At 53.9% G+C, this 24,255-nt stretch carries 22 protein-coding genes and 1 tRNA gene; 11 read left to right on the top strand and 12 right to left on the bottom strand.

Annotated features, from left to right (window positions below; translation table 11 throughout):
- Positions 1 to 49: 49 nt before the first annotated feature.
- From KUE00_RS02595 to KUE00_RS02585, 3 genes are all read right to left on the bottom strand, one after another.
- On the bottom strand, positions 50 to 814 hold the full coding sequence (locus KUE00_RS02595) for a 4'-phosphopantetheinyl transferase family protein (RefSeq protein ID WP_246757922.1): 765 nt from the start codon (positions 812 to 814) through the stop codon (positions 50 to 52).
- Between the two features lie 68 nt (positions 815 to 882).
- Complete coding sequence (locus KUE00_RS02590) at positions 883 to 1,089, bottom strand: hypothetical protein (protein ID WP_246757921.1); 207 nt, start codon at positions 1,087 to 1,089, stop codon at positions 883 to 885.
- A gap of 367 nt (positions 1,090 to 1,456) precedes the next feature.
- Positions 1,457 to 2,671 (bottom strand): sugar transporter, encoded by a 1,215-nt coding sequence (locus KUE00_RS02585; protein ID WP_246757920.1) that lies wholly within the window; start codon positions 2,669 to 2,671, stop codon positions 1,457 to 1,459.
- Between the two features lie 485 nt (positions 2,672 to 3,156).
- Here KUE00_RS02585 and KUE00_RS02580 point away from each other — a divergent pair, with 485 nt between their 5' ends.
- Genes KUE00_RS02580 through KUE00_RS02565 form a run of 4 tightly spaced genes read left to right on the top strand, consistent with a single transcriptional unit; the run spans position 3,157 to position 8,054 of the window.
- Positions 3,157 to 4,053, top strand: coding sequence for an ABC transporter substrate-binding protein (locus KUE00_RS02580; RefSeq protein ID WP_246757919.1), 897 nt, complete (start codon positions 3,157 to 3,159; stop codon positions 4,051 to 4,053).
- Entirely contained in the window at positions 4,050 to 4,973 is a 924-nt protein-coding gene (locus KUE00_RS02575) for an amino acid ABC transporter permease (RefSeq protein WP_246757918.1), read from the top strand. The genes KUE00_RS02580 and KUE00_RS02575 overlap by 4 nt, the downstream gene beginning before the upstream one ends.
- Complete coding sequence (locus tag KUE00_RS02570; RefSeq protein ID WP_246757917.1) at positions 4,966 to 5,727, top strand: amino acid ABC transporter ATP-binding protein; 762 nt, start codon at positions 4,966 to 4,968, stop codon at positions 5,725 to 5,727. The genes KUE00_RS02575 and KUE00_RS02570 overlap by 8 nt, the downstream gene beginning before the upstream one ends.
- Before the next feature lie 29 nt (positions 5,728 to 5,756).
- Positions 5,757 to 8,054: a molybdopterin-dependent oxidoreductase gene (locus KUE00_RS02565; RefSeq protein WP_246757916.1), complete on the top strand. Its 2,298-nt coding sequence runs from the start codon at positions 5,757 to 5,759 to the stop codon at positions 8,052 to 8,054.
- 13 nt (positions 8,055 to 8,067) lie between these two features.
- Here the strand turns inward: KUE00_RS02565 and KUE00_RS02560 are convergent, their stop codons facing one another.
- On the bottom strand, positions 8,068 to 9,387 hold the full coding sequence (locus KUE00_RS02560) for an MmgE/PrpD family protein (RefSeq protein ID WP_246757915.1): 1,320 nt from the start codon (positions 9,385 to 9,387) through the stop codon (positions 8,068 to 8,070).
- 40 nt (positions 9,388 to 9,427) lie between these two features.
- Complete coding sequence (locus KUE00_RS02555) at positions 9,428 to 9,973, bottom strand: GNAT family N-acetyltransferase (protein ID WP_246757914.1); 546 nt, start codon at positions 9,971 to 9,973, stop codon at positions 9,428 to 9,430.
- A gap of 263 nt (positions 9,974 to 10,236) precedes the next feature.
- Here KUE00_RS02555 and KUE00_RS02550 point away from each other — a divergent pair, with 263 nt between their 5' ends.
- Together KUE00_RS02550 and KUE00_RS02545 are read left to right on the top strand one after the other, a co-directional pair.
- Positions 10,237 to 11,307 carry an iron-containing alcohol dehydrogenase family protein gene (locus tag KUE00_RS02550; protein WP_246757913.1) on the top strand — a complete coding sequence of 357 codons (1,071 nt, stop codon included), beginning with the start codon at positions 10,237 to 10,239 and terminating at the stop codon, positions 11,305 to 11,307.
- 48 nt (positions 11,308 to 11,355) lie between these two features.
- Positions 11,356 to 12,657 (top strand): LLM class flavin-dependent oxidoreductase, encoded by a 1,302-nt coding sequence (locus tag KUE00_RS02545; protein WP_246757912.1) that lies wholly within the window; start codon positions 11,356 to 11,358, stop codon positions 12,655 to 12,657.
- A 160-nt stretch (positions 12,658 to 12,817) separates the two neighbouring features.
- Here KUE00_RS02545 and KUE00_RS02540 read toward each other — a convergent pair whose 3' ends face one another.
- From KUE00_RS02540 to KUE00_RS02520, 5 genes are all read right to left on the bottom strand, one after another.
- Positions 12,818 to 13,156 carry a contact-dependent growth inhibition system immunity protein gene (locus KUE00_RS02540; protein WP_246757911.1) on the bottom strand — a complete coding sequence of 113 codons (339 nt, stop codon included), beginning with the start codon at positions 13,154 to 13,156 and terminating at the stop codon, positions 12,818 to 12,820.
- Between the two features lie 9 nt (positions 13,157 to 13,165).
- The gene (locus KUE00_RS02535) at positions 13,166 to 13,981 is read right to left on the bottom strand and encodes an RNase A-like domain-containing protein (protein ID WP_246757910.1); all 816 of its coding nucleotides are present in this window, start codon (positions 13,979 to 13,981) and stop codon (positions 13,166 to 13,168) included.
- A 616-nt stretch (positions 13,982 to 14,597) separates the two neighbouring features.
- A tRNA-Pro gene (locus KUE00_RS02530) sits at positions 14,598 to 14,674 on the bottom strand.
- Between the two features lie 89 nt (positions 14,675 to 14,763).
- Positions 14,764 to 16,512: an LPS biosynthesis-modulating metalloenzyme YejM gene (yejM, locus tag KUE00_RS02525; RefSeq protein WP_246757909.1), complete on the bottom strand. Its 1,749-nt coding sequence runs from the start codon at positions 16,510 to 16,512 to the stop codon at positions 14,764 to 14,766.
- A gap of 12 nt (positions 16,513 to 16,524) precedes the next feature.
- Positions 16,525 to 16,752: a YejL family protein gene (locus tag KUE00_RS02520; RefSeq protein ID WP_246757908.1), complete on the bottom strand. Its 228-nt coding sequence runs from the start codon at positions 16,750 to 16,752 to the stop codon at positions 16,525 to 16,527.
- A 156-nt stretch (positions 16,753 to 16,908) separates the two neighbouring features.
- Between KUE00_RS02520 and yejK the strand changes: the two genes are divergently transcribed.
- Positions 16,909 to 17,913, top strand: coding sequence for a nucleoid-associated protein YejK (yejK, locus tag KUE00_RS02515; RefSeq protein WP_246757907.1), 1,005 nt, complete (start codon positions 16,909 to 16,911; stop codon positions 17,911 to 17,913).
- Between the two features lie 89 nt (positions 17,914 to 18,002).
- Here yejK and rplY read toward each other — a convergent pair whose 3' ends face one another.
- Together rplY and KUE00_RS21805 are read right to left on the bottom strand one after the other, a co-directional pair.
- A complete protein-coding gene (rplY, locus tag KUE00_RS02510; protein ID WP_246757906.1) occupies positions 18,003 to 18,287 on the bottom strand; it encodes a 50S ribosomal protein L25 in 285 nt (94 codons plus the stop codon).
- Positions 18,288 to 18,471: 184 nt separating this feature from the next.
- Positions 18,472 to 19,110, bottom strand: a complete 639-nt coding sequence (locus tag KUE00_RS21805) for a TetR/AcrR family transcriptional regulator (protein ID WP_281434439.1) — start codon at positions 19,108 to 19,110, stop codon at positions 18,472 to 18,474.
- A 112-nt stretch (positions 19,111 to 19,222) separates the two neighbouring features.
- Here KUE00_RS21805 and KUE00_RS02495 point away from each other — a divergent pair, with 112 nt between their 5' ends.
- From KUE00_RS02495 to KUE00_RS02480, 4 genes are read left to right on the top strand one after another with little or no spacing between them, the layout of a single operon-like run.
- Positions 19,223 to 20,245, top strand: coding sequence for an HlyD family secretion protein (locus KUE00_RS02495; RefSeq protein ID WP_246757905.1), 1,023 nt, complete (start codon positions 19,223 to 19,225; stop codon positions 20,243 to 20,245).
- A complete protein-coding gene (locus KUE00_RS02490) occupies positions 20,232 to 22,004 on the top strand; it encodes an ATP-binding cassette domain-containing protein (protein ID WP_246757904.1) in 1,773 nt (590 codons plus the stop codon). The genes KUE00_RS02495 and KUE00_RS02490 overlap by 14 nt, the downstream gene beginning before the upstream one ends.
- Positions 21,997 to 23,121 carry an ABC transporter permease gene (locus tag KUE00_RS02485; protein ID WP_246757903.1) on the top strand — a complete coding sequence of 375 codons (1,125 nt, stop codon included), beginning with the start codon at positions 21,997 to 21,999 and terminating at the stop codon, positions 23,119 to 23,121. The genes KUE00_RS02490 and KUE00_RS02485 overlap by 8 nt, the downstream gene beginning before the upstream one ends.
- A 3-nt stretch (positions 23,122 to 23,124) precedes the next feature.
- On the top strand, positions 23,125 to 24,243 hold the full coding sequence (locus tag KUE00_RS02480) for an ABC transporter permease (protein WP_246757902.1): 1,119 nt from the start codon (positions 23,125 to 23,127) through the stop codon (positions 24,241 to 24,243).
- Positions 24,244 to 24,255: the final 12 nt, after the last annotated feature.

The raw sequence follows: 24,255 nt of genomic DNA, 5'->3' as shown, positions 1-24,255 counted from the left end.
GACTTTCCCGTCGTTTACCGTATATGGTCAATACCGGACTGGTTGCATATCAGTCCGGTTTTTTTATGCGCGGCGTAATAATCCAGCTGGTCAGTGAATCGCTTTCGTGCTCTACGCGCCCGCTAAAGAGCCTGCCCGCCGGAAAGTCAGTGGATAAGGTTCGATTGAGACGCAGCGTCACGTTGGTTATGGCGCTATCGCAGGCCGTTATCTCGGCTTCGTTAAAGTTCATAAACTGGCGAAAGGCCGGGAACAGCGTTTTATAAAGACTCTCTTTTAAAGAAAAAGCGGCGGTCAATGCGGTAGCAAAAGGCTGGTGGCTGGTGGCGAGCACGGCTTTTTCCCGTGCGCTGATAACCATGCTCTGCATTTCCTCTGCCGTCTCTGGCTGCATAAACTCTTCACAATCGACGCCCAGCAGCTTGCCGCTGGCCTCGCGAGTCAGCAGCAAGCCGATCCGCTGGCGAGTATGTGAAAGTGAACCAGCCATGCCTTGCGGCCAGACGGGTGCGCGATCCGCATCGTTTGCCAGAACGAAATCAGTAAAACCAAACAGCGTCAGGGCATACCGGGCGCAAACGCGGCTGGCAAGATATTCAGCGCGGCGCTTTGCCACGGCTTTACCCAGATGAGCAGGGAAAGGCAGCTGATACGTCATAAAAAGAGCGTTGCTGTACAAGGCGAGGTGATAGCGAGCCTGTAGCAGCAGGACATCAGCATGTCCTGCCGGAGAAGAGCAGCTGATGTCGGTGAGAAACGGCCCCAGGGACGGCGTGCAGGCCGGGTACCGGAAGCTTATCTGTTCAGAACTCATCGCTGCTCCTGCTTAATCGCCAAAGCGGTGATTAAAGCAGGTCAGAACCACAATCGTAAAGCGTGGCATTATTTATTGGGCGGAATATTCATCCCTTTTAGTGAAACAACAAAGTGCTCGTTGCCGCGGGAGATTTTTGCGCCACGATCGCACCAGTGGCTCGCAAACCGGAAAAAATCATCGCTGTCAATGTCATAGGCCAGTTCAACCTTGCTGATACCGGACTGCAGCATCTCGTTAGCGTCCCTGTAATTCTTTGCCTTAATCGTTGCCATTTTGATTACCCGTGGTGAATTTACTGCCTCAAAAAGTGTAATGACAGCCTATGTCAACAATATGACATTTTTGTTTCAGCGGCTCGCTTTGAGAATATCGCCATGTTTTATAAGACATTGTTATTTGTACTGTCGAGATGGGAAATTTCCGTAACCTGATATAAACAAAGGGGATGCTGATTGTTATGGCCGGCGTTCTCTGTTTTTGGCTGGAACAGAAGGTAAGCATATGATTTTTTAATTACTTACTGTAATTAAGCAGGGGAATTAACTAAAGGCGGGGGCAGGGTAATATCGGCACAGCGTTTTTAAAGACCAGAAAGCAGATTTACAGGCAACCGCCGTGCGCCAGCGGTTGCCTGAGGACCTATTTCACTTCGGTGATCACGCTGCTTTCAGGTTCAGCCTGTTTGCTGCGGTATTTGCGGAAAATCGTCACGGCCAGCAGCAAGCCTGCCAGGGCTGGTACGGCACCCACATAGCCCACCGAGGACATAGAGAGATCCAGGCTCACTTTGTTCCCCAGCAGCGCGCCCGCGCCGATACCAATGTTAAAGATGCCTGAAAACATCGCCATGGCAACGTCGGTAGCGTCTGGCGCCAGCGTCAGGACTTTCATCTGCATGCCCATGCCGATCATCATAAACGCCATGCCCCAGAACAGGCTCAGCACAACCAATCCCGTTTTGCTAACGGCAACCGGCGACAGCAGCAGCAGGCACAGCGCAAGCACGCCAATGGAGCCAACCAGCAGTGGCGTAAGGCGCTTTTCACCGCTCTTGCCAAAAATGATGCTGCCGGTAATACCCGCCACGCCAAAAATCAGCAGCAGCAGCGTAGCGAAGCCCTGATCGAAACCAGACACCTTCTGCACAAAAGGTTCGATGTAGGTGAAGGCGGTAAAGTGCGCGGTCACCACCGCTACGGCCAGCACGTACAGCCCAACCAGCGCTGGACGGCGCAGCAAATCCGGCAGGCTCTTCAATGAGCCAGTATGTTCAGACGGCACGCGCGGCATGATTTTTAAAATCAGACCCAACAGCACGAAAGCGCTGGCGCCGATAGCCAGGAAAGTACTCCGCCAGCCAAAGGCCTGACCGATGATTCTGCCCAGCGGCAGGCCCAGTACCGAAGCCAGAGCGGTAGCCGTCGCAATCAGGCTTAACGCCTGGGCTCTTTTACCCGGCGGCGCAAGCCGAACCGCCAGTGAGGCAGTTATCGACCAGAACAGCGCGTGGGCGAGGGCGACACCGGCGCGGCTGAGCAGCAGCACGTCAAAGCTCCAGGCGAAAAACGCCAGCACGTGGCTAAAGGTAAACAGGCTGAAAATGGCAATCAGCAGCAGACGCCGGTCGGTATTGCTGGTCATCAGCATCAGCGGCAGCGACATCAGCGCCACGATCCAGGCGTAGATAGTCAGCATAATGCCCGCCTGCGCGGACTCCATGCCAAAGCTCTGGCCGATGTTCGAAAGCAGACCGACCGGCATATATTCTGTGGTGTTGAAAATAAAGGCAGCGACAGCCAGAGCCAGAACGCGTGACCAGGCAACTTTGCGTGAAACGATGTTCATCTCAGACATAGGCTTCTGCTCCGTATCAAATCCCAAAGCGCGTAATTCTAGTGGCGGCTGTTTAAAATTCAATGGATAAGTGATCCGCATCACACTTTTTACATAGTTTGAAGATTTAGACGAGGCTAAATTTCTGGATAAAGTATTTAAATTCAAATCATTAAAGGGAAGCGGCGGCAGAACGAAACGAGGATGTTTTAAGGCACTGAAACATGCTTCTATGACCTATCAACCCGATCAGGCGCAGGTGTCCAAAAAAACGCGGTTTTAGTCAGGAGGAGAAGAGAGCCCTTTCCCTTGAAATCTGGCAATAGATAGCTGTTTTTCGCATTTGTGATCGAAGCCTTTATTCCCTGAAAATAGCATTGGGACATTTTGAGGATGAAAAAACTATAAGGCTATAAATGGTTACGCCTTATTGCGTTAAAAACACATCGCTACCTCAATGCCTTTCCCTTGCAGGGAAATTTTTAAATATCAGGAGAAAGGTTCCAGTGAAATTCGCAAAAGGCATGACTCTTTTAGCACTAGCTCTGAGCGCACACACAACGTTTGCTGCCGAACAATCTGTTGCCACCGACAGTACTCTTCATGTTCGGGCCGATCCGACACTGAAAACGCTATTGCCTGCGGACATAATAAAGCGCGGCTATATAGTTGCCGGTACCAACCCTAATACCCCGCCGACGACCTTCTTTAAGGAAGATAACAAAACGCTGGCTGGCCGTGAGATTGATATCATGAACGCCGTCGGTGAACGTCTGGGTCTTAACGTGCAGTGGCGCGATACCGGAGGTTTTGACAATATCATTCCTGGCCTGAAAACCGGGCGTTACGATGTTGCCTTATCAAATATCAACGCCACGCCAGCTCGTCTGAAACAGATTGATTTTGTCGGCTATTACAATGCCAGTTTGCTGGGCGTTATTTCCCGAAAAGATGCCGGGATCGCGCCATTTAAATCCCTCAACGATCTTTGCGGCAAAGAAGTGGGCGCGGGTTCCGGTACCACGCAGGTAACACGGCTGGAAGAAGCCAGCAAAGCTTGTGAAGCCGCAGGTAAAAAGCCAGTCAAGGTTGCTGTTTTCCCGGACCGTCCAGCGGGCGTACAGGCAGTGGTCAGCGGCCGCGTGCCGATGTTCCTTGGACCCTATGAAGGGTTACTGTGGCAGGTCAAAGTGATTAAGCCTCTCACCCTGGCTGGTGAAATTACCGTTAATGATGCCCCGGTTTCGGTTGCCTTCCCGAAAGATTCCGCACTTGAACCTGCCGTTCAGGCCGCTCTGAACTCGCTTATTAAAGACGGTAGCTATAAAAAAATCCTCGATCACTGGGGAATTGGCTTTGGTGCGGTGACTGAAGCTAAACGTAATGAAGAGATCTTCAAATGAGTGAAGTTCGGGACCACACCGACGAGTTGAAAATCGTCAGTAAACGTTATTACGGACGCTGGCTAAGCGCGCTGGTTGTTCTGTTGTGCGTCGTGGCGATGGCGCACTCAATGATGAACAATCCCCGCTTTGAGTGGGGAGTCATCGCGGAGAACTTTACCGGTCCCTCTATTTTGCAGGGGGTGCTCATGACCCTGCAGCTTACCGCGATTTCTGTGATATTTGGCTTCGCTTTTGGCACCGTACTGGCGCTTATGCGTTTGTCTTCCAACCCGGTATTAGTCGCCGTTAGCTGGGCCTACACCTGGTTTTTCCGTGGCGTACCGATGCTGGTGCAGCTGTTTCTCTGGTACAACATTGCCGCGCTCTATCCCAAAGTTGCGCTGTCGATTCCGGGTATAGGTGAGATCTGGAGTGCTCAGTCCAATGCTTTAATTAGCCCCTTTAGCGCGGCGGCGATCGCGTTGGTAATGCATCAGTCAGCCTATGCAGCAGAAATTGTTCGCGCCGGCATCCAGAGCGTAGGGAATGGTCAGATTGAAGCCGCGCGGGCGCTTGGTTATCGCCCCTCGCAGATTTTCTGCCATACCGTGTTGCCTCAGGCGATGCGCGCCATTATGCCGCCAGCGGGTAATGAAATTATTGGTCAGCTAAAAACCACCGCGGTAGTTTCGGTCATTTCTCTCCAGGATGTGTTGTTCTCAGCGCAAATTATCTATCAGCGCACCTATGAGGTGATCCCTCTGCTTCTGGTTGCCACCTTATGGTATCTGCTGATGACCTCGGTACTCTCGGTAGGGCAGTTTTACGTTGAACGCTATTTTGGCCGGGGCATCTCTCGCCGGGAAAAAAGTCGTTTCTGGCAAGCTGCGTCGCCTGTTTCAACGCCCGAAGCGAAAAGGAGCATCAGTAATGGCTGAAGCGATTGCACTACGTAAAGTCACTAAACGTTTTTCTGGCGTGACCATCCTTGATGAGGTGAATCTGGATATCCCGGCAGGTTCCGTCACCGTCATTCTCGGGCCTTCAGGTTCAGGGAAATCAACGCTACTACGCTGCATCAACCATCTGGAGAAGCTGGATGGGGGAACCATTCGCATCGGCGGCGAGATGGTGGGCTACAAACAAAAGGGGCTCGCCCTCCATGAATTGAACAGCAGCGCCATCGCGCGCCAGCGTGCCGAGATTGGCATGGTGTTCCAGCAATTTAATCTGTTCCCACACCGGACCGTGTTGCAGAACATCGTGGATGCGCCGATACGCGTAAAAAAACAGAGCCGCCAGCAGGCTACCAACAAAGCGCTGGCGTTGCTAAAGCAGGTGGGGCTTGCCGGGCGTGAGAATGAATGGCCGCAAAATCTGTCTGGCGGTCAGCAGCAACGAGTGGCTATCGCCCGTGCCCTGGCGATGGATCCTGGGGTAATGCTGTTTGATGAGCCTACGTCTGCGCTTGACCCGGAGCTGGTGGGTGAGGTTTTGCAGGTGATCAAACAGCTGGCGCACTCCGGCATCACTATGGTGATTGTTACCCATGAGATCGGTTTTGCCCGCGAGGTGGCGGACAACATTGTGTTTATGGAAAGCGGCAGGATCATTGCCGCCGGGCCTGGCCGGCAGGTTCTTGACGATCCCGAAAACGGACGTGTAAGAAACTTTATTGCTACGGTGCTTTAGGCACCGTTTTTTTAAACCAGGAAAAAATAATGTCCCAGAAACCGGTAATGCACAGTTCCCACTGGGGAGCATTTCATGCCCGGCAGCAGGATGGCCAACTCAGCATAGAGCCTTTCAGCGGCGATCCCAATCCCAGCCCCCTTTTAAAGAATTTTCGGCACGCGCTTAACCATCCCGCGCGGGTGGCCAGACCGATGGTTCGCCGTGGCTGGCTGGAGCAGGGACCGGGACCAGACCAGCGTCGTGGCAATGATGACTATATCGCTGTCAGCTGGGACGAAGCCTGTGAACTGGTCGCTAATGAGCTATCCCGTGTCGGTAAATCTTATGGCCCACAAGGCATTTTTGGCGGCTCTTATGGCTGGTCAAGCGCCGGGCGTTTCCATCATGCCCAAAGTCAGGTTCATCGTTTTCTGAACACGACTATGGGCGGCTATGTGCGTTCGGTAAACAGTTACAGCTCCGGCTCTGCCTCCGTGCTTTTGCCGCATATTGTCGGCGATATGAATGAAATTGCCCGTCGCGGCGTCAGCTGGGAAGAGATTGCGCAGCATAGCGACATCGTGCTGGCGTTCGGTGGCCTGGCGTTAAAAAACTCGCAGGTTGCCAGCGGTGGACTGAGTGAACACACCGAGCGTGGCTTTATGCAACAGGCGTCACAACGTGGGACGCAGTTTATCTCTGTCAGTCCCCTTAAAAGCGATCTGCCTGACGAAGCCCGTGGAGAATGGCTTGCGCTTCGGCCGGGTACCGATGCCGCTTTTATACTGGGTTTACTGGCAGTATTGATTGAAGAGGGGTCAACGGATGAGGCTTTCCTCGCCCGCTATACCGTAGGCTGGCCGCAGATGGTGGCCTATATTGACGGTGAGGAAGATGGCACAAAGCGCGATGCTGCCTGGGCGGCGGACATTTGCGGCGTCAGCGCGGCTGTTATCACTGATTTTGCACGGCAGCTGCACGGTAAACGCGTGCTGGTAACGGTAGCTCATGCATTACAGCGTGCGGAACATGGCGAGCAACCCGTCTGGCTCGGCCTGGTGCTGGCCTCCGCGCTCGGGCAACCCGGTTTGCCCGGCGGAGGTTACACCTATGCCTTAGGCGCGCTTGGCCATTATGGAAAACATCATAACCGGGTGAGTTTCCCGGCATTGCCTCAGGGCAGGAACGGCATCGACCGTTTGATCCCGGTGGCGCGTATCGCCGATATGCTGCTTAATCCCGGCACGCAGTTTGACTACAATGGCCGAAGACTTACCTATCCCCACATCAGGCTGGCTTACTGGGCGGGTGGCAATCCCTTTCATCATCACCAGGATCTGGCCAGATTGCGCCAGGCGTTTTGCCAGTTAGACACCTTCATCGTGCATGAGATTGCATGGACTTCTACCGCCCGCCACGCTGATATCGTTCTGCCTGCCACCATGACGCTGGAGCGGGAGGATATCGGCGGCGCGCCTACCGACAGGCATCTGTTTGCCATGCAGCCCGTGGCGCAGCCTTACGCCGAAGCGAAAGATGATTACGCTATCTTCAGCGAGCTGGCCCGTCGGCTGGGGCATGAGGAGGCTTTTACTGAAGGACTGGATACGCGTGGCTGGTTAGAGCGGCATTATCACCAGCTTCAGCAAAAACTCGCCGCGCAGCAAGTTACGATCCCTGCGTTCGAACAGTTCTGGCAGCAGGGGGTGATTGAATTGCCGCAGTTGAAGGACGGGGGAAGAATTATCAACGCATTTCGCGCCGATCCGGATGCGGCACCTTTGCCCACGCCCAGTGGAAAGATTGAAATTTTCTCGGCCACGATTGCCAGCTTTAATTATGAAAACTGCCCCGGACATCCGGTGTGGCGCGAGCCGCAGCAAAAGCCGGATGCAGCACAGCCGTTCTGGCTGATCGCCAATCAGCCTGCCACGCGACTTCACAGCCAGCTCGATTTTGGCGATTACAGCCTCAGTGGCAAACGCGACGGGCGGGAAGCGTGCAGTCTGAACCCTAAAGATGCCGTGGCGCTGAACATTACGGATGGCGATATCATTGAGCTTTATAACCAGCGCGGCCACGTTCTTGCCAGCGCCCGGGTCACCGATACCATTATGGCGGGCGTGGTACAGTTACCGACCGGTGCCTGGTATGACCCGGTCGATCCCACCGCTGTACGTCCGCTATGCCGTCACGGGAACCCCAACGTACTGACTCTGGATATTGGTACATCGTCATTAACGCAGGGATGTAGCGGTCAGATAACCGTGGTGCAGGTACGCAAGTACACCGGGGAGCTTACCCCGGTGCAGGCATTTATCCCGCCTGCACACCAGAAAAGATAATCGCGTAGCTTTGTCAGGGGACCAGGTGCTGACTCAGCGTCAGCAAGTCTGCCGTTGTCAGAAGTTTGCTGCTTTGCCAGAGCTGCTGCTGCCGTTGTTCCGTTTCCTGCTTTAACGCGGCATGCAGCTTGGCCGACACGTCCACCGCATCCGCCAGCGACTGCTGGCGGGTACGACGCTGCCGTAACTTTTGACCATTTTTTAATGACAGCGTTACCTCATGGAAACGTAATGCCGGATTAACCGTATCGGGCGGGGCATTTTCATCGGGTGTACGGTGTACCCTGGCCGCCAGCGGGAGCACCTCACGATTGAGATCGCCCTCCGCGAAATCCTCCAGACGCAAATCGTTGTAGATCAGCATCGCGGCGATAACATACTCCAGGCTAAAGCGCGCCTCAATCCCGTTGACCGGTTCTCTGACTGACGCGGCGATGTCACCACCCGGTGGAAAGGCAACGGTGATATCAACAATCTCATGCAGCAAACTCTCCACAGACTGCCCGGTTGCCAGCCACTGCTGACGCAACGTTCGTGCCGCTTCCGCCGCGCTGTGCGTACCCGCGCAGGTGGGGAAAGGCTTGAACTCCAGGCCCGGCGCGCTGATCCGCCATGGCGAACCCCAATCTTTCAGTAAGTTATCTGGCTGCGCCTGACCGTTGCTGCTGGCCGTCAGAAATGCCTCAAAGACGCCCTCCGGTTTGCCATCGAAACCGGCTAACGCCAGCTGAGCCGCGCTTACCGCCCGTTCCGCAGCAAACCCGGCGTGCAATGGCTTAACAGCCGAACCGAACTGTGCACGCAACCCGCTGGCCTGGGTACAGGCAATGCCCAGCAACACCGCCGTTTTACTCTCATCCAGAGACAAAAACCTTGCCAGCGCCGCCGCCGCCGCGACAGTCCCTAACGTCGCCGTATTGTGATAGCCCAGAGCATAATGTTGCTGGCTGGCGGCCAGCCCGAGACGGCCCGCCATTTCAACCCCGATGATATAAGCGTCAAGAAACTGTTCTACGTCAGCAGTCGGCTGACTCTGGTGCCAGGCAAAAAGCGCAGGCAGGATCACCACGCTCGGGTGACCACGAAAATCGGCATGAAAGTCATCGTAATCAAGGGCATGGCCGGCATAGCCAAGCAGTAGCGCCTGCGAGCGTACGCTGCCATCCCCATAAACACTGCGAAGCGCAGGTAACCCGCTATCCGGCACCTGGCTACGCAGCACTGGCCAGCTTACGGCCAAAAAATCACGAATGCCTTGCCGTGCTTTTTCACGCGCCAGAGCGTCAGGCTGGCTTTTGACAATGCGTTCGGCCAGCGCCGATGTACAGGTCATTCGTGGTGCTCCTGATTGTTCAGCGCGGCGTTAACTGTACTCAAGAATGGATCTCCGTTTGGGTATTCTGTCGCGTCAGCCAGGCCGCATGGGCGGTTTCATCCAGGATCTTTTTCATATAAAGAGTGATATGGCCTTTCCCGAGATCGGTGGTATGCATTGGCTGGTAACCCCGCTTTGAATACATCTCTTTTAACCAGGGGTGACTGACAGCGGTTCCCAACGAGACCGCCGGTGCATGTAGCTGGCCAATAAGGATCTCTTTCTCGAGCCTGTCCTGTATTTGTCGGCCAAAATGCATTCCGGCACGGGCAGGATGCGCGCCAAACCAGCCTATATGCGGCAGGCCAAAAGGGCCGGGTAGAGTGCCCCAGGGATAGCGAACGGTGATTGACGCAACCATCTCGCCACTGGCGTAAAGAGCATAGACGCCATGGCTTTGCAGATGCTGCAAGGTTTTTTCCAGGCTGGCGCTGGCCGCATCAAACTGGATGCCCAGCGCTTTGACGGGAGCATAAGCGGCGTGCATAAGCGCCTGGTAAGTTTCTACTTCGTCCGGGCTGACCTGACGGAAATCAAGCTGCATAATTTTTCTCAAAGAGGCGCTGTGATGGCTAATAATAAAGGCATATCCAGGCCTGTGAGACTAACAGCAAAGGGGGCAGACGCTATATCTGAAATATAAATAAAGTAATGCAAATTTGAGAAAATGAAACGGCGGTTTTTTGATTGCTTAAATTATTGCATTCCGTAGTATGCAAAACTCTCTCAGGTTAAAAGAAGCTATTAATAATATTAAAAAAACGATGATGGGATTGTTATAGCTTCTCTATTTTACAGGGAACAGCCGTGTTAGCGATTAAATCTCCGCGTGCCTATGCACATGAAGCAGGCCTGCGTAAACGTGCGGGCGAATTTATTAAACCTTATGCCTCACGCATTCGTATTTTTACCTCGCCACGGGCGTGGCTGGCCGTCAATCCAGAATTAAGCCACAGCCTGGAAGCTAGCGGGATTAGCTGGGAGCTTGACTATCTGCACGGAGAGTGTACTGATGAAGCAATTGAAAATTTAAAACAAAATATCGAACAGCAGGGCGTCGATGTTTTATTTGCCGTCGGAGGTGGGCGGGTACTGGATACGGCCAAATCCGTTGGTAATTTGCTCCCGGCTTTAAGAGTCATCAATTTTGCTACCGTGGCTGCCACCTGCGCGGCCTGGTCTCCGGTTGCCATTATCTATAATGCACAAGGCGGCCACGTGCGCAGTCAGCCGATGGCAAAAATGCCGGAGCTTGTGCTGGTGGATAGCGAAATCATCGCGCGCAGTAATGTACGTTACCTGCAAGCCGGTATTGTCGATGCCCTGGCAAAATATTTTGAATTTCGACCCTACCAGCGCCACAACCCTGCTGACCTTGCGCTGGATTTAAAAGTGATGGCTGCCCTGCATGCGCTGGATAGCTATCGCCAGTTCGGCGCTGCGGCCGTTCTCGCTAATCAGCAGCAGCAAGTCACGCCAGAGCTGATCAAGGTCATCGATGCCAATATCGTGCTGGCTGGCTTAGCAAATAGCGTGCGCGACGTTTTACCCACGCCAGGTTTCGCCCATGCCATTCACAATCGACTGACCGATCAACCCGAGTTACATCAGTGGTTGCACGGCGAGAAAGTAGGTTACAGCTTGCTGGTGCAGTCGCTGATTGAACACGACGGCGTTCCCGATGCCGAACTGCTGAGCCTGCTCAGGCAATACGCTATGCCATTGCAGCTTCCTGCATTAGAAGGGGAGCGAGCACAACGGATCCGTAAGATCGCACAGCAGATTAAATTTCCTGCGGCCAGCGCGGCACGCCTGCCTTTTGCTATCTCTGCTACGGCGCTGGAACAGGCTTTGCTGGCAACCGAAAACATATTTTAAGCACGCTCTGAAACAAATATCTCACTTTTACAGACCAGGACAATTTTAATGGACAGCGCAACCACCCAGCGTCGCCTTCGACTCGGCCTTTTTGTGCAACCGGTTGGACAACATGTCAGCGGCTGGCGGCTAACGCAGCAGTCAGGGGATCCTACCGACATTGACTGGCTCATCACCATAGCCAAAAGAGCAGAAGCAGGTAAATTTGACCTGTTCTTTGTTGGTGACGCTCTGGCAACAAGTATGTACCGTCTGCCTTCCACCATGGCGCGCCTTGAGCCGTTGACCATGCTTTCTGCACTGGCGGTAAACACTAAGCGCATCGGTCTGGCGGGCACCGCATCAACAACCTTTAGCGATCCCTTCACGATGGCGCGCAGTTTCTCGTCACTGGATCATATCAGCCGTGGTCGTGCGGCCTGGAACGTGGTGACGTCATTTTCTACTGATGTGGCACGCAACTTCAGCCGTAGCGATATGCCTGACCACGCAGAGCGTTATGCACGCGCACGCGAATTCCTCGAAGTCACTAACAAACTCTGGCAGGGCTGGGAAGCGGATGCCGTACAGCCGAACAAAGCAACGGGTGCTTATTTTGTTGATGATAAAATCAAACCAATCAATCATCAGGGCAAGCATTTTCAGGTGCAGGGGCCGCTGAATATCACGCGTTCACCCCAGGGCCGCCCGGTGATTATCGAGGCGGGTTCTTCAGCCGATGGTCAAAAACTGGCTGCTGAAACGGCCGAGGTGATTTTTACCGCTGCTGCCAGCCTGGAAGAGGCACAGGCTTTTTACCGTAGCCAGAAAGAGCAGGTCATTGCCGCTGGCCGCAATCCGGACCACGTGGTCATCATGCCTGGCGTGATGCCCATCATCGGCCATACGCGTGAAGAAGCCGCTACACTATGGAAAGAGCTGAATACCCTGGTGGATATTGATAATGGTCTGCGTCAGCTGTCGCTTCGTTTTAATATGGATCTCAGCCAGTACCCGCTGGATGGTCCTGTACCAGAGGTGCCGCTGGGCGAAGGGAATCAGAGCCGCGTCAAGCTGATGACCGATATGGCGAAACGCGAAAATCTGACGCTTCGCGAGCTGGCCGCCGTTGCCGCTGGTTCCCGTGGACACCGCGTAATAGTAGGGACGGCCGCAGACGTGGCGGATGATTTCCAGCTATGGCTGGAGCAGGGCGGAGCGGACGGTTTTAATATTATGCCGGCCATTATGCCTGAGCAGCTCGATCTGTTTATCGACCTGGTTATCCCGGAACTCCGTCGCCGTGGTCTGTTTCGTGAAGATTATGAATTTACCACGCTGCGCGAAAACCTTGGCCTGCCGGTTCTGTGATTGCTGAAGTGGTTATATGCAGGATAAATATCATTATGAGCTGGAGAACCAGATAACATCGAGCGCTTAGACGGCGTTAAACGAAGCGCCGGGCATACCAGACCATGCATCTTTCCCATGCATGGTCTGTAAGCAGTGAAGGAAAAGCAAAGGAAGAAAGTTAAAAATGGGATAGCTCCGTCGAGTAGCCTTTCTTACTCATGTAATCAACGAGGCGCTGGTTAACAATATCAAGCCACTCCTGAACAGTCAGATCCCAGCGATCCGGGGCAAACTCGCCACCATAGCGGGCCAGTAACACCTCACATCTGTCTGGCTGGTTGTTCAGTTCAGCCAAATTAGCCAGAAGCATTCTGAGAGAAAAAGCAGAAGAGGTGTTCAAATATTCGTTAAGCAAGTTATCAAAATCGCAGTCCTCATCAAAGATATCGCAGTCCTGGCCAAAATATATCATTACCAGGTTATCCAGCTCACATTGCTTTTCAATATTAGTATCCATTTTCACTCCTTATGGTACCGGATATGCGGTTACGATATAGTAAGTTTTATTATTAAATTTCCTGGCCTCGATAATTATTCTTAAACCGTAAGCTTTTTTTACGACTGTAGATCCTTTGTCAATATATCGACCTGTGGAAAAATAAAAGCGATGGTCAAGGCGAAGCCTGGAGCCTGACTGCATATATTTTAAAGCACTTTCGATTTGGTAACGTTTGGCTGACAGGACTTCTGATATCAACAACTCTGCATGCCGAGTATTAAGAAAGGTGCTGGCACGGGCAGGCGCTTTTGGGGCTGTCAGTCGGGCTATCATTTGTGCCTGAGACAGGCCAATGTGACGTGCGATAGTATGTCCCAGCGCCGCGCTTTCGTGATCTACCAACCTTATCCGACCAGAGTACACTGAGGCGATCCTGACGGCGCCTGCGGCACTTGCAAAAGCAAGTGGTACCAGTAAATCAACGGTAACACCAACTTTGTAGGCCGTTGCTGTATCGGCTCCAAATTGCTCTGCGGCTAACTTAGCTAACTGAGCCGTGGCTGTTTGCGATTTACGACCGGTAATAACTTGATCTAAAGATGTTTTGATCGTATCGAGACTATGCGTGCCAACAATCACACATCCCGCTTTGGATAACATTGTAGGTTCAGGCACGATGCAAAGCGCACCAGCGCCGAACGACTCAATGACTCCGCCAACCACACCCAGACCGCCCCAAAGGCGATTACTCCATGTTTCGCCTTCACTCACCGTTTTTCTGTGCAGAATAGCTACCATTTGCACGGGCGAAATAGCAACGGCTACTCCTTCTTCATCATTCATACAAAGTCCTTTTCATCAATGAAAAATCTTTATAAGGCTATTCTTTGTGGATAGTAAGGTCAATACCTTGTACTTCCGCTTAAATGATGACAAAAACGTATAAAATTGTATGGGTAAATAATTTTTACACCGTAGCGGGCGAATAATTGTTATACATTTCGAATAAAAACTTCCTTAATTTATTCAGATGAACTAAGTCAGGATGAAAAAATTATTTCGGCTGCATAGAAGCTTTAATATTGCTCTGATAGTCAGAAAAACCGCGTTTTGTAGTAAGCTCGTAATGGCTTTATCCGGCAACATTTTCCAGAAATATGAGGTTGCTACATTAGCTTATTGAACAACGGAACAAGACTCCGCTATCAGTGAAAGTAATTTCTTTTCCTGTGGGTTTGGCGTTTTTAATCTGTGTGACGGTAAGCGGCCTGGTTTTGATCGGCATTTGGGACCAGCGCGTTTGGGACTACAGATCGCCAGGTCCCAGATTAAGTTCTGAAAAATTCGCCTGTGATATGCAATCCCGAGAACTACAGGCAACAAAAAACCCGCAAACTCAGGGAGTATGCGGGTTCTTGTAGGGCTTCCGTCAGTAAGCGGTACTGACAGGGAATAGATTTGGTCGGCACGAGAGGATTTGAACCTCCGACCCCCGACACCCCATGACGGTGCGCTACCAGGCTGCGCTACGTGCCGACGCGTGAGCTAATAGTACGCAAATTAACTGCAATTGCAAGCGGCTAACACGTTGACTGCTATGAAATTAACCAGGCCTGCCGTCGCGCTTAGTTAGCGATAAACCGCTTCTCGTCCGTCAGCACCTGTAGCAACAGCGTCAGCTGCGGCTTATGGTCTTTCAGACGCTCACCTTTACTATCCCAGGCGTGATAGCTGCCGTTGTTATCCAGCTCCAGCGTGACGTTTGGCGTAGTGACAACCAGCTGACTGCCGTTCAGGCTGGAAATCCAGTCATGGTTACGACGCGCGGCAAACAGATCTTCGCCCTGAGAATAGTCAGAAGCTGGCGTGCGCACATGCAGCAAGCGCTGCATCAGCGTCGTCATAATATCTTCGTGGTTAGTCAGCTTATCGATCTGCTGCGGTGGCGTATCAGGCCAGTGGATCACCAGCGGCACCTGAAGATTAGCGCGGTTACCCATGCTGCTGTCGTCATTCAGGGTGACGCCGTGCTGGGCCGTAATCACTACCACGGTATTAGCCAGCAGGCCTTTTTCCTGAAGCGTACTCAGCACGGTTTGAATCTGCTTATCGACATCGCCAGCCGCTCGCGTGTAACGACGCGCTATCTCTTTCGGCGAACCTTCCATCTTGCCGGTCGAAAGGGATAGATAGGAGAACCACGGCGCGTTTTTAGCTTTCTGACCGTCTACCCAGCGCTGCCACTGCGACACGGTTTGGGTATTAGGCTGACTGCCTGACTCCGGCAGCGAGTAGTCCGTCAGCAGCGCCTGACGATAAAGCGGTGAAGCAAAACCGTCGCTGGCAAACAGGCCAAACTGGTAGCCTTGTTTGGCCAGCGCGTCGGTGAGGGCAGAAGGAACGCGGGACGACAGCACGCCATCCATATAGGAAGGCGAAATGCCGTAAAACAGGCCAAACAGGCCGCCGTCCGCGCTGCTGCCGGTGCTGAAATGCTGCGTAAAGCGCACGTTATTATTAGCAAACTGCGTCAGGTTTGGCAGCGATGCGGGCATCGTCGCCTCGTTCAGGCCGTCGACGGTAACGATCAGCAAATTGTTACGCGTGCCGCCATCGCGGAAAGTAATATCGTTCAGCGGATAAGCGACCGAAACGGCTTCCGGATTGCCCTGATGCACCAGCCTGCGCTGATATTCCTGCGCATCCAGCAGGCCGTGACGCTCCAGAAAGCGTCGCGCGGTCATTGGATAAGAAAGCGGCAGGTTGGCACGCTGCATGGTAACAGGGCGATAGAAGTTGGCGTCGGCCCAGATATACATTAAATGACTGGTAAAGAAAGCCGCAATAAACAGCACGGCCAGCGGCTTGCCAAAGCTACGGCGGTTCAGGCTGCGCAGCTTCTGCCAGCTCCAGGTGGCAAACAGCATCTCGACAAGGAAAATGGCGGGCACGCTGATAAACATCAGCTGCCAGTCTCGCGCCATCTCGCTTTGATCGGGGTTGATCACCAGCTCCCAGACCACGGGATTTAAATGCAGGTGAAAGCGTTCGAATACCGTGCTGTCCACCAGAATCAGGGTAAGTCCGGCGGTGGCAATAATGGCGGAAAGAAAGCGCAGCAGCCGCTGCGACATCACCACAAAGGTCAGCGGAAAGATGATCAGCAGATAAGCCGCGAAAACGATAAAGCTAAAGTGACCTGTCCAGCTGGTAAACGCGTAAATACGTCCCACCAGCGAGGCAGGCCAGTCGGCAACAAACAGGTAGCGGCTACCCAGAATCAGGGCAAAGATAATGTTGAAAAGGGCGAACCAGTGCCCCCAGCCAATCATCTGGGAGACTTTATCACGGTAGCGCGGCTGATTTGTTACCATAGCAAAATCACATCAATGCGCTTTATCTTCACGTACCGAAGCCTGCAGGGCATCGGCAAACGAACGCGCCAGTGCGCGGCGCTGCTCCGGAGAGACGCTGGTATTCAGCAGATTTGTTACCATATTTCCCAGTACCATCAGGGAAAGATCGGTAGGAGCTTTATCTTTTTCAAGCACGTTGACCATTTCGGCGAGGAGTTTTTCCACGCGGTCGTCGCTGTAGCGGGATGATTGTGGCATAGCGTCAAATTTATCGATTATTAAAGGGCGGCATCTTACCGTAAAAGCGCAATTTTTTCTGCACTTTTATCGTCAGACAACGGTTAATGTTGTTGCCTGTTGATCCGGACATCGCTCGGTGATTGAATACGCGCTTGAGATTAAAGGAGAGTTAACATGAGTCTGGATATCGAGCAGATTGCCCTTCATCAGATGATTAAGCGCGACGAACAGACGCTGGAACTGGTGTTGCGGGAGTCGCTGCTGCCGGCCAATGGCCCGGTCACGGCGATGATGGAGGAGCTGCATCGCGTCTACAGCGCCAAAAGCAAGGCTTATGGCCTGTTTAATGAAGAGAGCGAGCTGGCCGACGCGCTGCGCAACTGCCGTAAAGGCCAGGATGATTTTCTGGCGTTTAGCCGCGCGGCAACCGGACGCCTGCGCGACGAGCTGGCGAAATATCCCTTTGCGGATGGCGGCGTCGTGCTGTTTGCCCACTACCGTTATCTGGCGGTGGAATATCTGCTGGTGGCCGTGCTAAACAGCCAGAACAGCATGCGCGTTAACGAAGAGCTGGATATCAGCACCACGCACTATCTGGATATCAATCATGCCGATATCGTGGCGCGCATCGATCTGACGGAATGGGAAACCAATCCGGAGTCTACCCGCTATCTGACCTTTTTACGCGGTCGGGTAGGGCGTAAAGTTGCCGACTTCTTTATGGACTTTCTTGGCGCGAGCGTCGGGCTGGATACCAAAGCGCAAAACCGCGGCCTGCTACAGGCGGTAGACGACTACTGCGCGGAAGCGGCGCTGGATAAAAACGAACGTCAGAATTATCGCCAGCAGGTTTACAGCTACTGCAACGAGCAGCTTCAGTCCGGCGAAGAGATAGAGCTGGAAGGATTGTCAAAAGAGCTGGCGCCGCTGGGCGAAAAAACCTTTCAGGATTTTACCCAGGAACAGGGCTATGAACTGGAAGAGAGCTTTCCGGCCGACCGCAGCACGCTGCGCCAGCTGACAAAATTTGCCGGTAGCGGCGGTGGGCTGACCATCAATTTTGACGCCATGCTGTTAGGCGAAAGGATTTTTTGGGATGCGGCCACCGATACGCTGACTATTAAAGGCACGCCGCCTAACCTGCGCGACCAGCTACAGCGCCGCAGCGGCGGAAAATAATCGACGGCAGGGATGCCGTTTTTAACTACCGCGCCCATAAAAAAACGCCGCATTAAGCGGCGTTCTTTTCACAGCGGTTTCGTCAGCGATTAAGCGCGAACGAAGTCGATGTGGTGCAGTTTTGGCTTGAACGGGTGACGCTGAACAGCCTGCACTTTTACTTTGATTTCTTTGCCATCAACAACCAGGGTCAGAACATCGGTGTAGAAACCAGGTTTAGCCTGAGTATTCATCACGCTGTCGTGATCCAGTTCGATAGCTACAGCTGCTTCGTTACCGCCATAAATGATAGCCGGGAACTTGTTAGCTGTACGCAGGCGGCGGCTCGCACCCTTACCCTGCTCTTTACGTTCTTCTGCATTGATAGTGAACATTGTTCAGTCTCTTTAAGTGATTATCCTGCTACAGGCGACCCAGCAGCAGGTTGGAGTGTTCAGCTTCTGCAACAGCAAAAGCGGGGCGCATTATAGCAGGCACGGCCCGCGCGGGCAACGCATTAAAAATCGGGCAAAAAAACGTCACCATCGGCATAAGCTGACCCCGTGGAGGCTGATTGAATTATTTATCAGCCGTGCCGCCCACCGCTTTTAATCCCGCGAGCGCAAACAGTTTAAAATGCGCGGTCAGCGCTTTTGTCTGCATCGCAACAACTTGCTGTACCGGGCCCGGCATGCGATTACCGGCCACTATCAGCATCACGCAGGGCGCAACCACGCTCAGCATGCAGGGAAGGATGCGCGGATCGTCTTCCGGGATGCCTGCGGCTTCGCTGATAATGCGGCGCACCGCCTGAATCTTTACTGCCCCTTCGCTGTTTAAAAACTGCTCCAGCTGTACGGAAGGCGACAGCAGTTCTCTGGCAAACACCCGTCCATGCCAGGAGTTGGGATTGTTCAGATTCGATAAAAACGTTTCGAGAAACATCCCCAGCTTTTCTTCCGCGGCCAGCCCGGAAGCAGCCAGCGCCACCAGCTGTTGGCCATCCAGATGGTGATGGTGGGCCAGCGCGAGCACCGCCAGATATAAACCATCACGACCGCCAAAGTGGTAGTTAATTGCCGCCAGGTCGACACCGGCTTTTTTGGCAATCTCTTTACTGGGCGTTTGTGCAAATCCCTTTTCGGCAATCAGTTCTCCTGCCGCTTCCAGAATGCTTTCCCGCGTGATATCGCCATCGCTTCGACGCGCTCTGCCCATAATTCTCGCTTTCCAGATGATTCTTTTACCAGTAAGGGGTTTATTATTGCACAATTAAAGTTTAAATTAAATTTAAACTAGCTCTCTGAGGTATCCGCAGGACGGGTTTACGATGAATAAAAAAATCATTGCTGGCGGCGTTATCGTCGTTGCCATAGCGGCGGCAGGCCTTTTCTGGCTGACGGGAAAAAACGACGGGGATAAGAACGTGCTGACGCTCCACGGCAACGTCGATATTCGGCAAGTTTCGTTAGCGTTTGAAGATAATGGGCGCATCAGTTCGCTCGCCGTTGAGGAAGGCGACCGCGTTCGGGCCGGGCAGCTGCTGGCCACGCTGGACACGCGTGCGCTGAAGATTCAGGAGCAGCAGGCGCAGGCGCAGCTGGATGCGCAAACGCAAACGGTACGTGAACAGCAGGCTGGTGCGCGGCCTGAAGAGCTGGTGCAGGCAAAGGCGCAGCTGTTATCCGCTCAGGCTCAGCTGCAAAAAGCGAACGAGGATGTCAGCCGTATTCAGCATATTTCGGCCAATACGGCAGGAAAGGGCGTCAGCAGGCAGGAGCTGGATATGGCCCGGAGCAATCTACGCATTGCCCAGGCCAGCGTGACAGAGCGCCAGGCTAACCTCGCGTTAATGCAAAAAGGCGTGCGTAGCGAGCAGCGGGTGGCTTCAGCCGCACAGGTTCGGGCTACCCAGGCCCAGCTGGCGCTGTTGCAGTACCATCTTTCGCAGGCAGAGTTACGTTCCCCGGTCGATGCCGTGGTTCGCGCCCGTCTTCAGGAGCCTGGCGATATGACCGGCCCGCAGAAGGCGGTCTATACCCTGGCGCTGAGCAAGCCCAAATGGGTTCGGGTATGGCTCAACGAAAGCGATCTGGGACGAGTGAAGTCCGGTATGGCCGCCCGGGTTGTTACCGACTCTTTTCCCAACAAACCGGTAAGTGGAAAGGTGGGTTTTATCTCCTCAGTAGCGGAGTTCACGCCTAAATCCGTACAGACGGAAGAGCTACGCACTAACCTGGTGTATGAAGTGCGTATTGTCGTTGACGATCCGAACGACGTGTTACGCATGGGGCAGCCCGCGACCGTTACCCTTAACACGCAGACAGAGAAAGCCTCCGATGTCGGCCAGTAATAAGCAGGACATCGTCATCGCCCGCGATCTGGTAAAGCGTTTTCCGGGTGTTGGCAAAAATGCGCCAGAAATTCACGCGCTGGATGGCTTAACCTTGGCCATCGGTAAAGGTGAGCTGACGGCGCTGGTCGGGCCTGACGGCGCGGGGAAAACCACTTTCCAGCGGCTGATTGCCGGACTGTATGTGCCGGACAGCGGCAGCCTGACGGTTTTAGACACCGATGTGGTGGCGGACCCGCAATCGATCCAGAACCGGATTAGCTATATGCCGCAGCGTTTCGGCCTGTATGAGGATCTGAGCGTGCAGGAAAACCTTGATCTGTATGCAGATTTACACGGTGTTCCCTCTTCCGAAAGGCAAACACGCTTTGCCCGTTTGCTGGCGGTCACCGATCTTGCGCGGTTTACCGATCGTCCGGCAGGCAAGCTGTCCGGCGGGATGAAACAGAAGCTCGGCCTGGCCTGCACGCTGGTGCGCTCCCCGGATTTACTGCTGCTTGATGAACCCAGCGTGGGTGTCGATCCGCTTTCCCGGCGCGATCTGTGGAACATTATTGAGCAGCTGGTTCGGGACGAAAGCCTGAGTGTGATCATCAGTACGGCGTACATGGATGAAGCAGAACGCTGCGCCAGGGTATACGTCATGGATAAAGGAAGGATCCTTGCCAGCGGCACGCCGGAAGAGCTGCGTCAGAAAGCGGCAGGAAAAACGTGGCTGGCCGTCCCGCCGCAGGGCGTAAAATCACGCACTTTGCAGGCGCGGCTGCTGGAAAAACGCGATACCGTTGCCGATGCGGTGCCCAAAGGCGATGCCGTAAGGTTTATCTGCCAGTCGGCGGATGATAAGGCGACGCCGCAGGAGGTCAATGCCACGCCGCGTGAGCCAGAACTGGAAGATGGATTTATGCTGCTGCTGCATCAGGCGCAGCCAAAAGCCAGCGCTTCCGCTCCCGTTAAAGCCGAAATGGTTGCGGCGCAGCACAATGATGAGGATGCCAATAAACCCGCCATCGCCGTTAAAAATCTTGTGCGGCAGTTTGGTGACTTTACCGCCGTCGCCAGTACGTCATTCGACGTCAGGCGTGGGGAAATTTTTGGCCTGCTGGGGCCAAACGGCGCGGGAAAAACCACCACTTTCCGTATGCTGTGCGGCCTGCTTCCTGCCAGTGGCGGACAGCTTGAGGTTGCCGGAATGAATCTGCGCACCGCAACAGCGAAGGCCCGCGCGCGCATCGGCTACGTCTCGCAAAAATTTGCCCTGTACGGCAACCTGAGCGTCAGGGAAAACCTGAGCTTTTTTGGCGGCGCTTATGGGCTGACGGGCAAAAAGTTGTCCAGCCAGATTGCAGCCTCGCTGGAGCAGTTCGAACTCAGTCCCGACGCCATCAGCGGCGAACTGCCGGGCGGGTTTAAGCAGCGTTTGTCAATGGCGGTAGCGCTGCTGCATGAGCCGGAAATCGTCTTTCTGGATGAGCCAACCAGCGGCATCGATCCGCTGGCCAGACGGCTGTTCTGGTACACCATTGGTGAGCTGGCAAACAAGGGCATCACCATTATTGTCACCACCCACTTTATGGAAGAAGCGGAGTACTGCGATCGCATTGCCATCCAGGATGCAGGCAAGCTGCTGGCGCTGGGCACGCCAAAAGAAGTGCGCCAGCTGGCGGGGCTTGATCACACCGCAGACATGAACAGCGCCTTTATTGCCATTGTTGAAAACGCGCGGGCAAAAACGAACGGGACGCCTGCCCATGCATAACTCCACTTTTTTGAGCCGTTTGCTTTCGCTGACGCGCAAAGAGACCCGCCAGCTGGTACGCGACAGAAGCAACCTGGCGGTAGGTTTTTTGCTTCCCATCGTGCTGATTTTGCTGTTTGGCTATGGCATCTCTTTCGATCTGACCAGCGCCCGCGTCGCGGTGGTACAGGAGCAGCATACCGTGCAGAGCCAGCAGGTCATCACTGCTTTGCAGGGCAGCCGTTATCTTTCTCTACAGGAGTATCCCAGCCTGGTCGCGGCGCAAAAAGCGCTGCAACAGGGAAAAATGGATGCCATCTTGCGCATTCCTTCTGACTACGCCGAAAGCGCGGCGGCCGGCAAGAAAAGCTTGCAGCTTCTGCTAAACGGCGCCGTTACCAGCGTCGCTTCAACTGCCCAGAGCTATATCACGGGCGCGCTGGGCGTGCAGACGGCCATTGAATCAGACAGGCAGGGCGCTGCAACAGCAGGCGCTGTATCCGTCGAGCAACGGATGTGGTTTAACGAAGCGGCTAACAGCACCTGGTTTATCGTGCCGGGGATTATTGTGCTTATCCTGACGCTAATTGGTGCGTTTTTGACCGGGTTGCTGATTGCTCGCGAACGAGAACGCGGCACGCTTGAGGCCCTGTTTGTCACGCCGGTGCGGCCGCTGGAGCTGGTGCTGGCCAAGCTGGCACCGTACATGGTGATTGGCATTGTTGACCTTGTGATGTGCCTGTTGGCGGCACACTATCTTTTTGAGGTGCCGATCAGAGGCTCTCTGGTGGCGATAGTTATCGCCTCAATGCTTTATCTGCTGGTGGCGCTTGGCCTGGGACTGGCGATATCGGGTTTTGCGCCCAGCCAGTTTATGGCGAGCCAGATAGCGCTGATCGCCAGCTTTATGCCCGCAATGATGCTCTCCGGTTTCGTTTTTGATATCCGCAACCTGCCGCTGGTAGTGCAGGTAGTCAGCCAGCTTTTGCCAGCGACGCATTTTATGTCCCTTATCAAGACGCTGTTTCTGGGCGGTAACGACTGGCCGCTATTTTTCCGCCAGTGCGGCATTCTGCTGCTGTATGCCGTCGTTCTGATTAATGCCTCAAGACTTTCACTTCGTAAGCGGCTGAGATAACGCATGATAAATCAACTACGGCAGTGGCTACGCCATATCAGCTTCCTGATTAAGAAAGAGATCCTCACTATTGTCAAAGAGCCTGCCAATCGGGTCATCCTGATTGTGCCTGCGTTAATACAGGCATTGCTGTTTGGCTATGCGGCAACATATGACGTTAATCGCGTGGATTACGCGGTGCTGGATCAGAGCCGCGGGCAGGCTTCCGCGCAAATTTTGTCGCATCTTGACGGCACGGGCGTGTTTAACCGTACCGCAACGCTCACTTCAGCGTCGCAAATCAAAGACGTGATTATGGAAGGAAAGGCATTGATGACGCTGACTTTTCCGCCTGACTTTGAAAATAAACTCAATAAGGGCGAAGCTTCGCCGCTACAGGTTATCCTCGATGGCCGTAATTCGTCGACTGCCAGCGCGGCGGCAGGTTACATCAGCGCGGTGGTGAGTGATTTTAACCAGCGGCAGTCGGGAACCCAGCCAGCGCTGACCGTCGATGTCCGCGCCTGGTATAATCCAAACCTGGAGTCACGCTGGGGGATTATGCCCACGCTGATCGCCGCCCTCAGCATGATCCAGACGCTGTTACTGTCGGCGCTTTCGGTCGCCAGAGAACGGGAGCAGGGCACCTTTGATCAGCTTCTGGTTACGCCCTTTACCCCGATGCAATTGCTGGTCGGTAAGGCTATCCCTCCCGTGCTGGTCGGCCTGGTCCAGTCGACGATCATTTTGCTGATCATCCTGTTCTGGTTTCGTATTCCGATGAATGGCTCGCTGCTGGTGCTTTATATCGGGCTGTTCAGCTTCAACGTGGCGGCGGTGGGGCTTGGGCTGTCGATTTCCGCCATCTCCGCCAATATGCAGCAGGCCATGCTCTACACCTTTCTGCTGATCATGCCGTTGATGCTGCTTTCCGGGCTGCTGACGCCGTTGCAAACCATGCCGCAGCTCCTTGATACCCTGACCTACGCTAATCCGCTGCGCTTTGCGATTGACCTTGTGCGCAGGGTTTATCTCGAAGGGGCAGGGTTGCGAGATGTGGCCTTCGATTTTGTTCCCATGCTGGTGATGGCCGTCATCACGATGCCTTTGGCCGCATGGCTGTTCCGTAACCGACTGTACTGATGCAGGAATAAA

This window comes from Erwinia phyllosphaerae, from assembly GCF_019132875.1.
GTDB classification, from domain to species: Bacteria; Pseudomonadota; Gammaproteobacteria; order Enterobacterales; family Enterobacteriaceae; genus Erwinia; species Erwinia phyllosphaerae.
This window is presented reverse-complemented; position numbering and strand designations above follow the sequence as displayed.

Bases quoted from the DNA above. Each gene is read 5' to 3' on its own strand.
- KUE00_RS02595 (WP_246757922.1), bottom strand. From the start codon at position 814: ATGAGTTCTGAACAGATAAGCTTCCGGTACCCGGCCTGCACGCCGTCC.
- KUE00_RS02590 (WP_246757921.1), bottom strand. From the start codon at position 1,089: ATGGCAACGATTAAGGCAAAGAATTACAGGGACGCTAACGAGATGCTG.
- KUE00_RS02585 (WP_246757920.1), bottom strand. From the start codon at position 2,671: ATGTCTGAGATGAACATCGTTTCACGCAAAGTTGCCTGGTCACGCGTT.
- KUE00_RS02575 (WP_246757918.1), top strand. From the start codon at position 4,050: ATGAGTGAAGTTCGGGACCACACCGACGAGTTGAAAATCGTCAGTAAA.
- KUE00_RS02570 (WP_246757917.1), top strand. From the start codon at position 4,966: ATGGCTGAAGCGATTGCACTACGTAAAGTCACTAAACGTTTTTCTGGC.
- KUE00_RS02565 (WP_246757916.1), top strand. From the start codon at position 5,757: ATGTCCCAGAAACCGGTAATGCACAGTTCCCACTGGGGAGCATTTCAT.
- KUE00_RS02560 (WP_246757915.1), bottom strand. From the start codon at position 9,387: ATGACCTGTACATCGGCGCTGGCCGAACGCATTGTCAAAAGCCAGCCT.
- KUE00_RS02555 (WP_246757914.1), bottom strand. From the start codon at position 9,973: ATGCAGCTTGATTTCCGTCAGGTCAGCCCGGACGAAGTAGAAACTTAC.
- KUE00_RS02545 (WP_246757912.1), top strand. From the start codon at position 11,356: ATGGACAGCGCAACCACCCAGCGTCGCCTTCGACTCGGCCTTTTTGTG.
- KUE00_RS02540 (WP_246757911.1), bottom strand. From the start codon at position 13,156: ATGGATACTAATATTGAAAAGCAATGTGAGCTGGATAACCTGGTAATG.
- KUE00_RS02535 (WP_246757910.1), bottom strand. From the start codon at position 13,981: ATGAATGATGAAGAAGGAGTAGCCGTTGCTATTTCGCCCGTGCAAATG.
- yejM (WP_246757909.1), bottom strand. From the start codon at position 16,512: ATGGTAACAAATCAGCCGCGCTACCGTGATAAAGTCTCCCAGATGATT.
- KUE00_RS02520 (WP_246757908.1), bottom strand. From the start codon at position 16,752: ATGCCACAATCATCCCGCTACAGCGACGACCGCGTGGAAAAACTCCTC.
- yejK (WP_246757907.1), top strand. From the start codon at position 16,909: ATGAGTCTGGATATCGAGCAGATTGCCCTTCATCAGATGATTAAGCGC.
- rplY (WP_246757906.1), bottom strand. From the start codon at position 18,287: ATGTTCACTATCAATGCAGAAGAACGTAAAGAGCAGGGTAAGGGTGCG.
- KUE00_RS21805 (WP_281434439.1), bottom strand. From the start codon at position 19,110: ATGGGCAGAGCGCGTCGAAGCGATGGCGATATCACGCGGGAAAGCATT.
- KUE00_RS02495 (WP_246757905.1), top strand. From the start codon at position 19,223: ATGAATAAAAAAATCATTGCTGGCGGCGTTATCGTCGTTGCCATAGCG.
- KUE00_RS02490 (WP_246757904.1), top strand. From the start codon at position 20,232: ATGTCGGCCAGTAATAAGCAGGACATCGTCATCGCCCGCGATCTGGTA.
- KUE00_RS02485 (WP_246757903.1), top strand. From the start codon at position 21,997: ATGCATAACTCCACTTTTTTGAGCCGTTTGCTTTCGCTGACGCGCAAA.
- KUE00_RS02480 (WP_246757902.1), top strand. From the start codon at position 23,125: ATGATAAATCAACTACGGCAGTGGCTACGCCATATCAGCTTCCTGATT.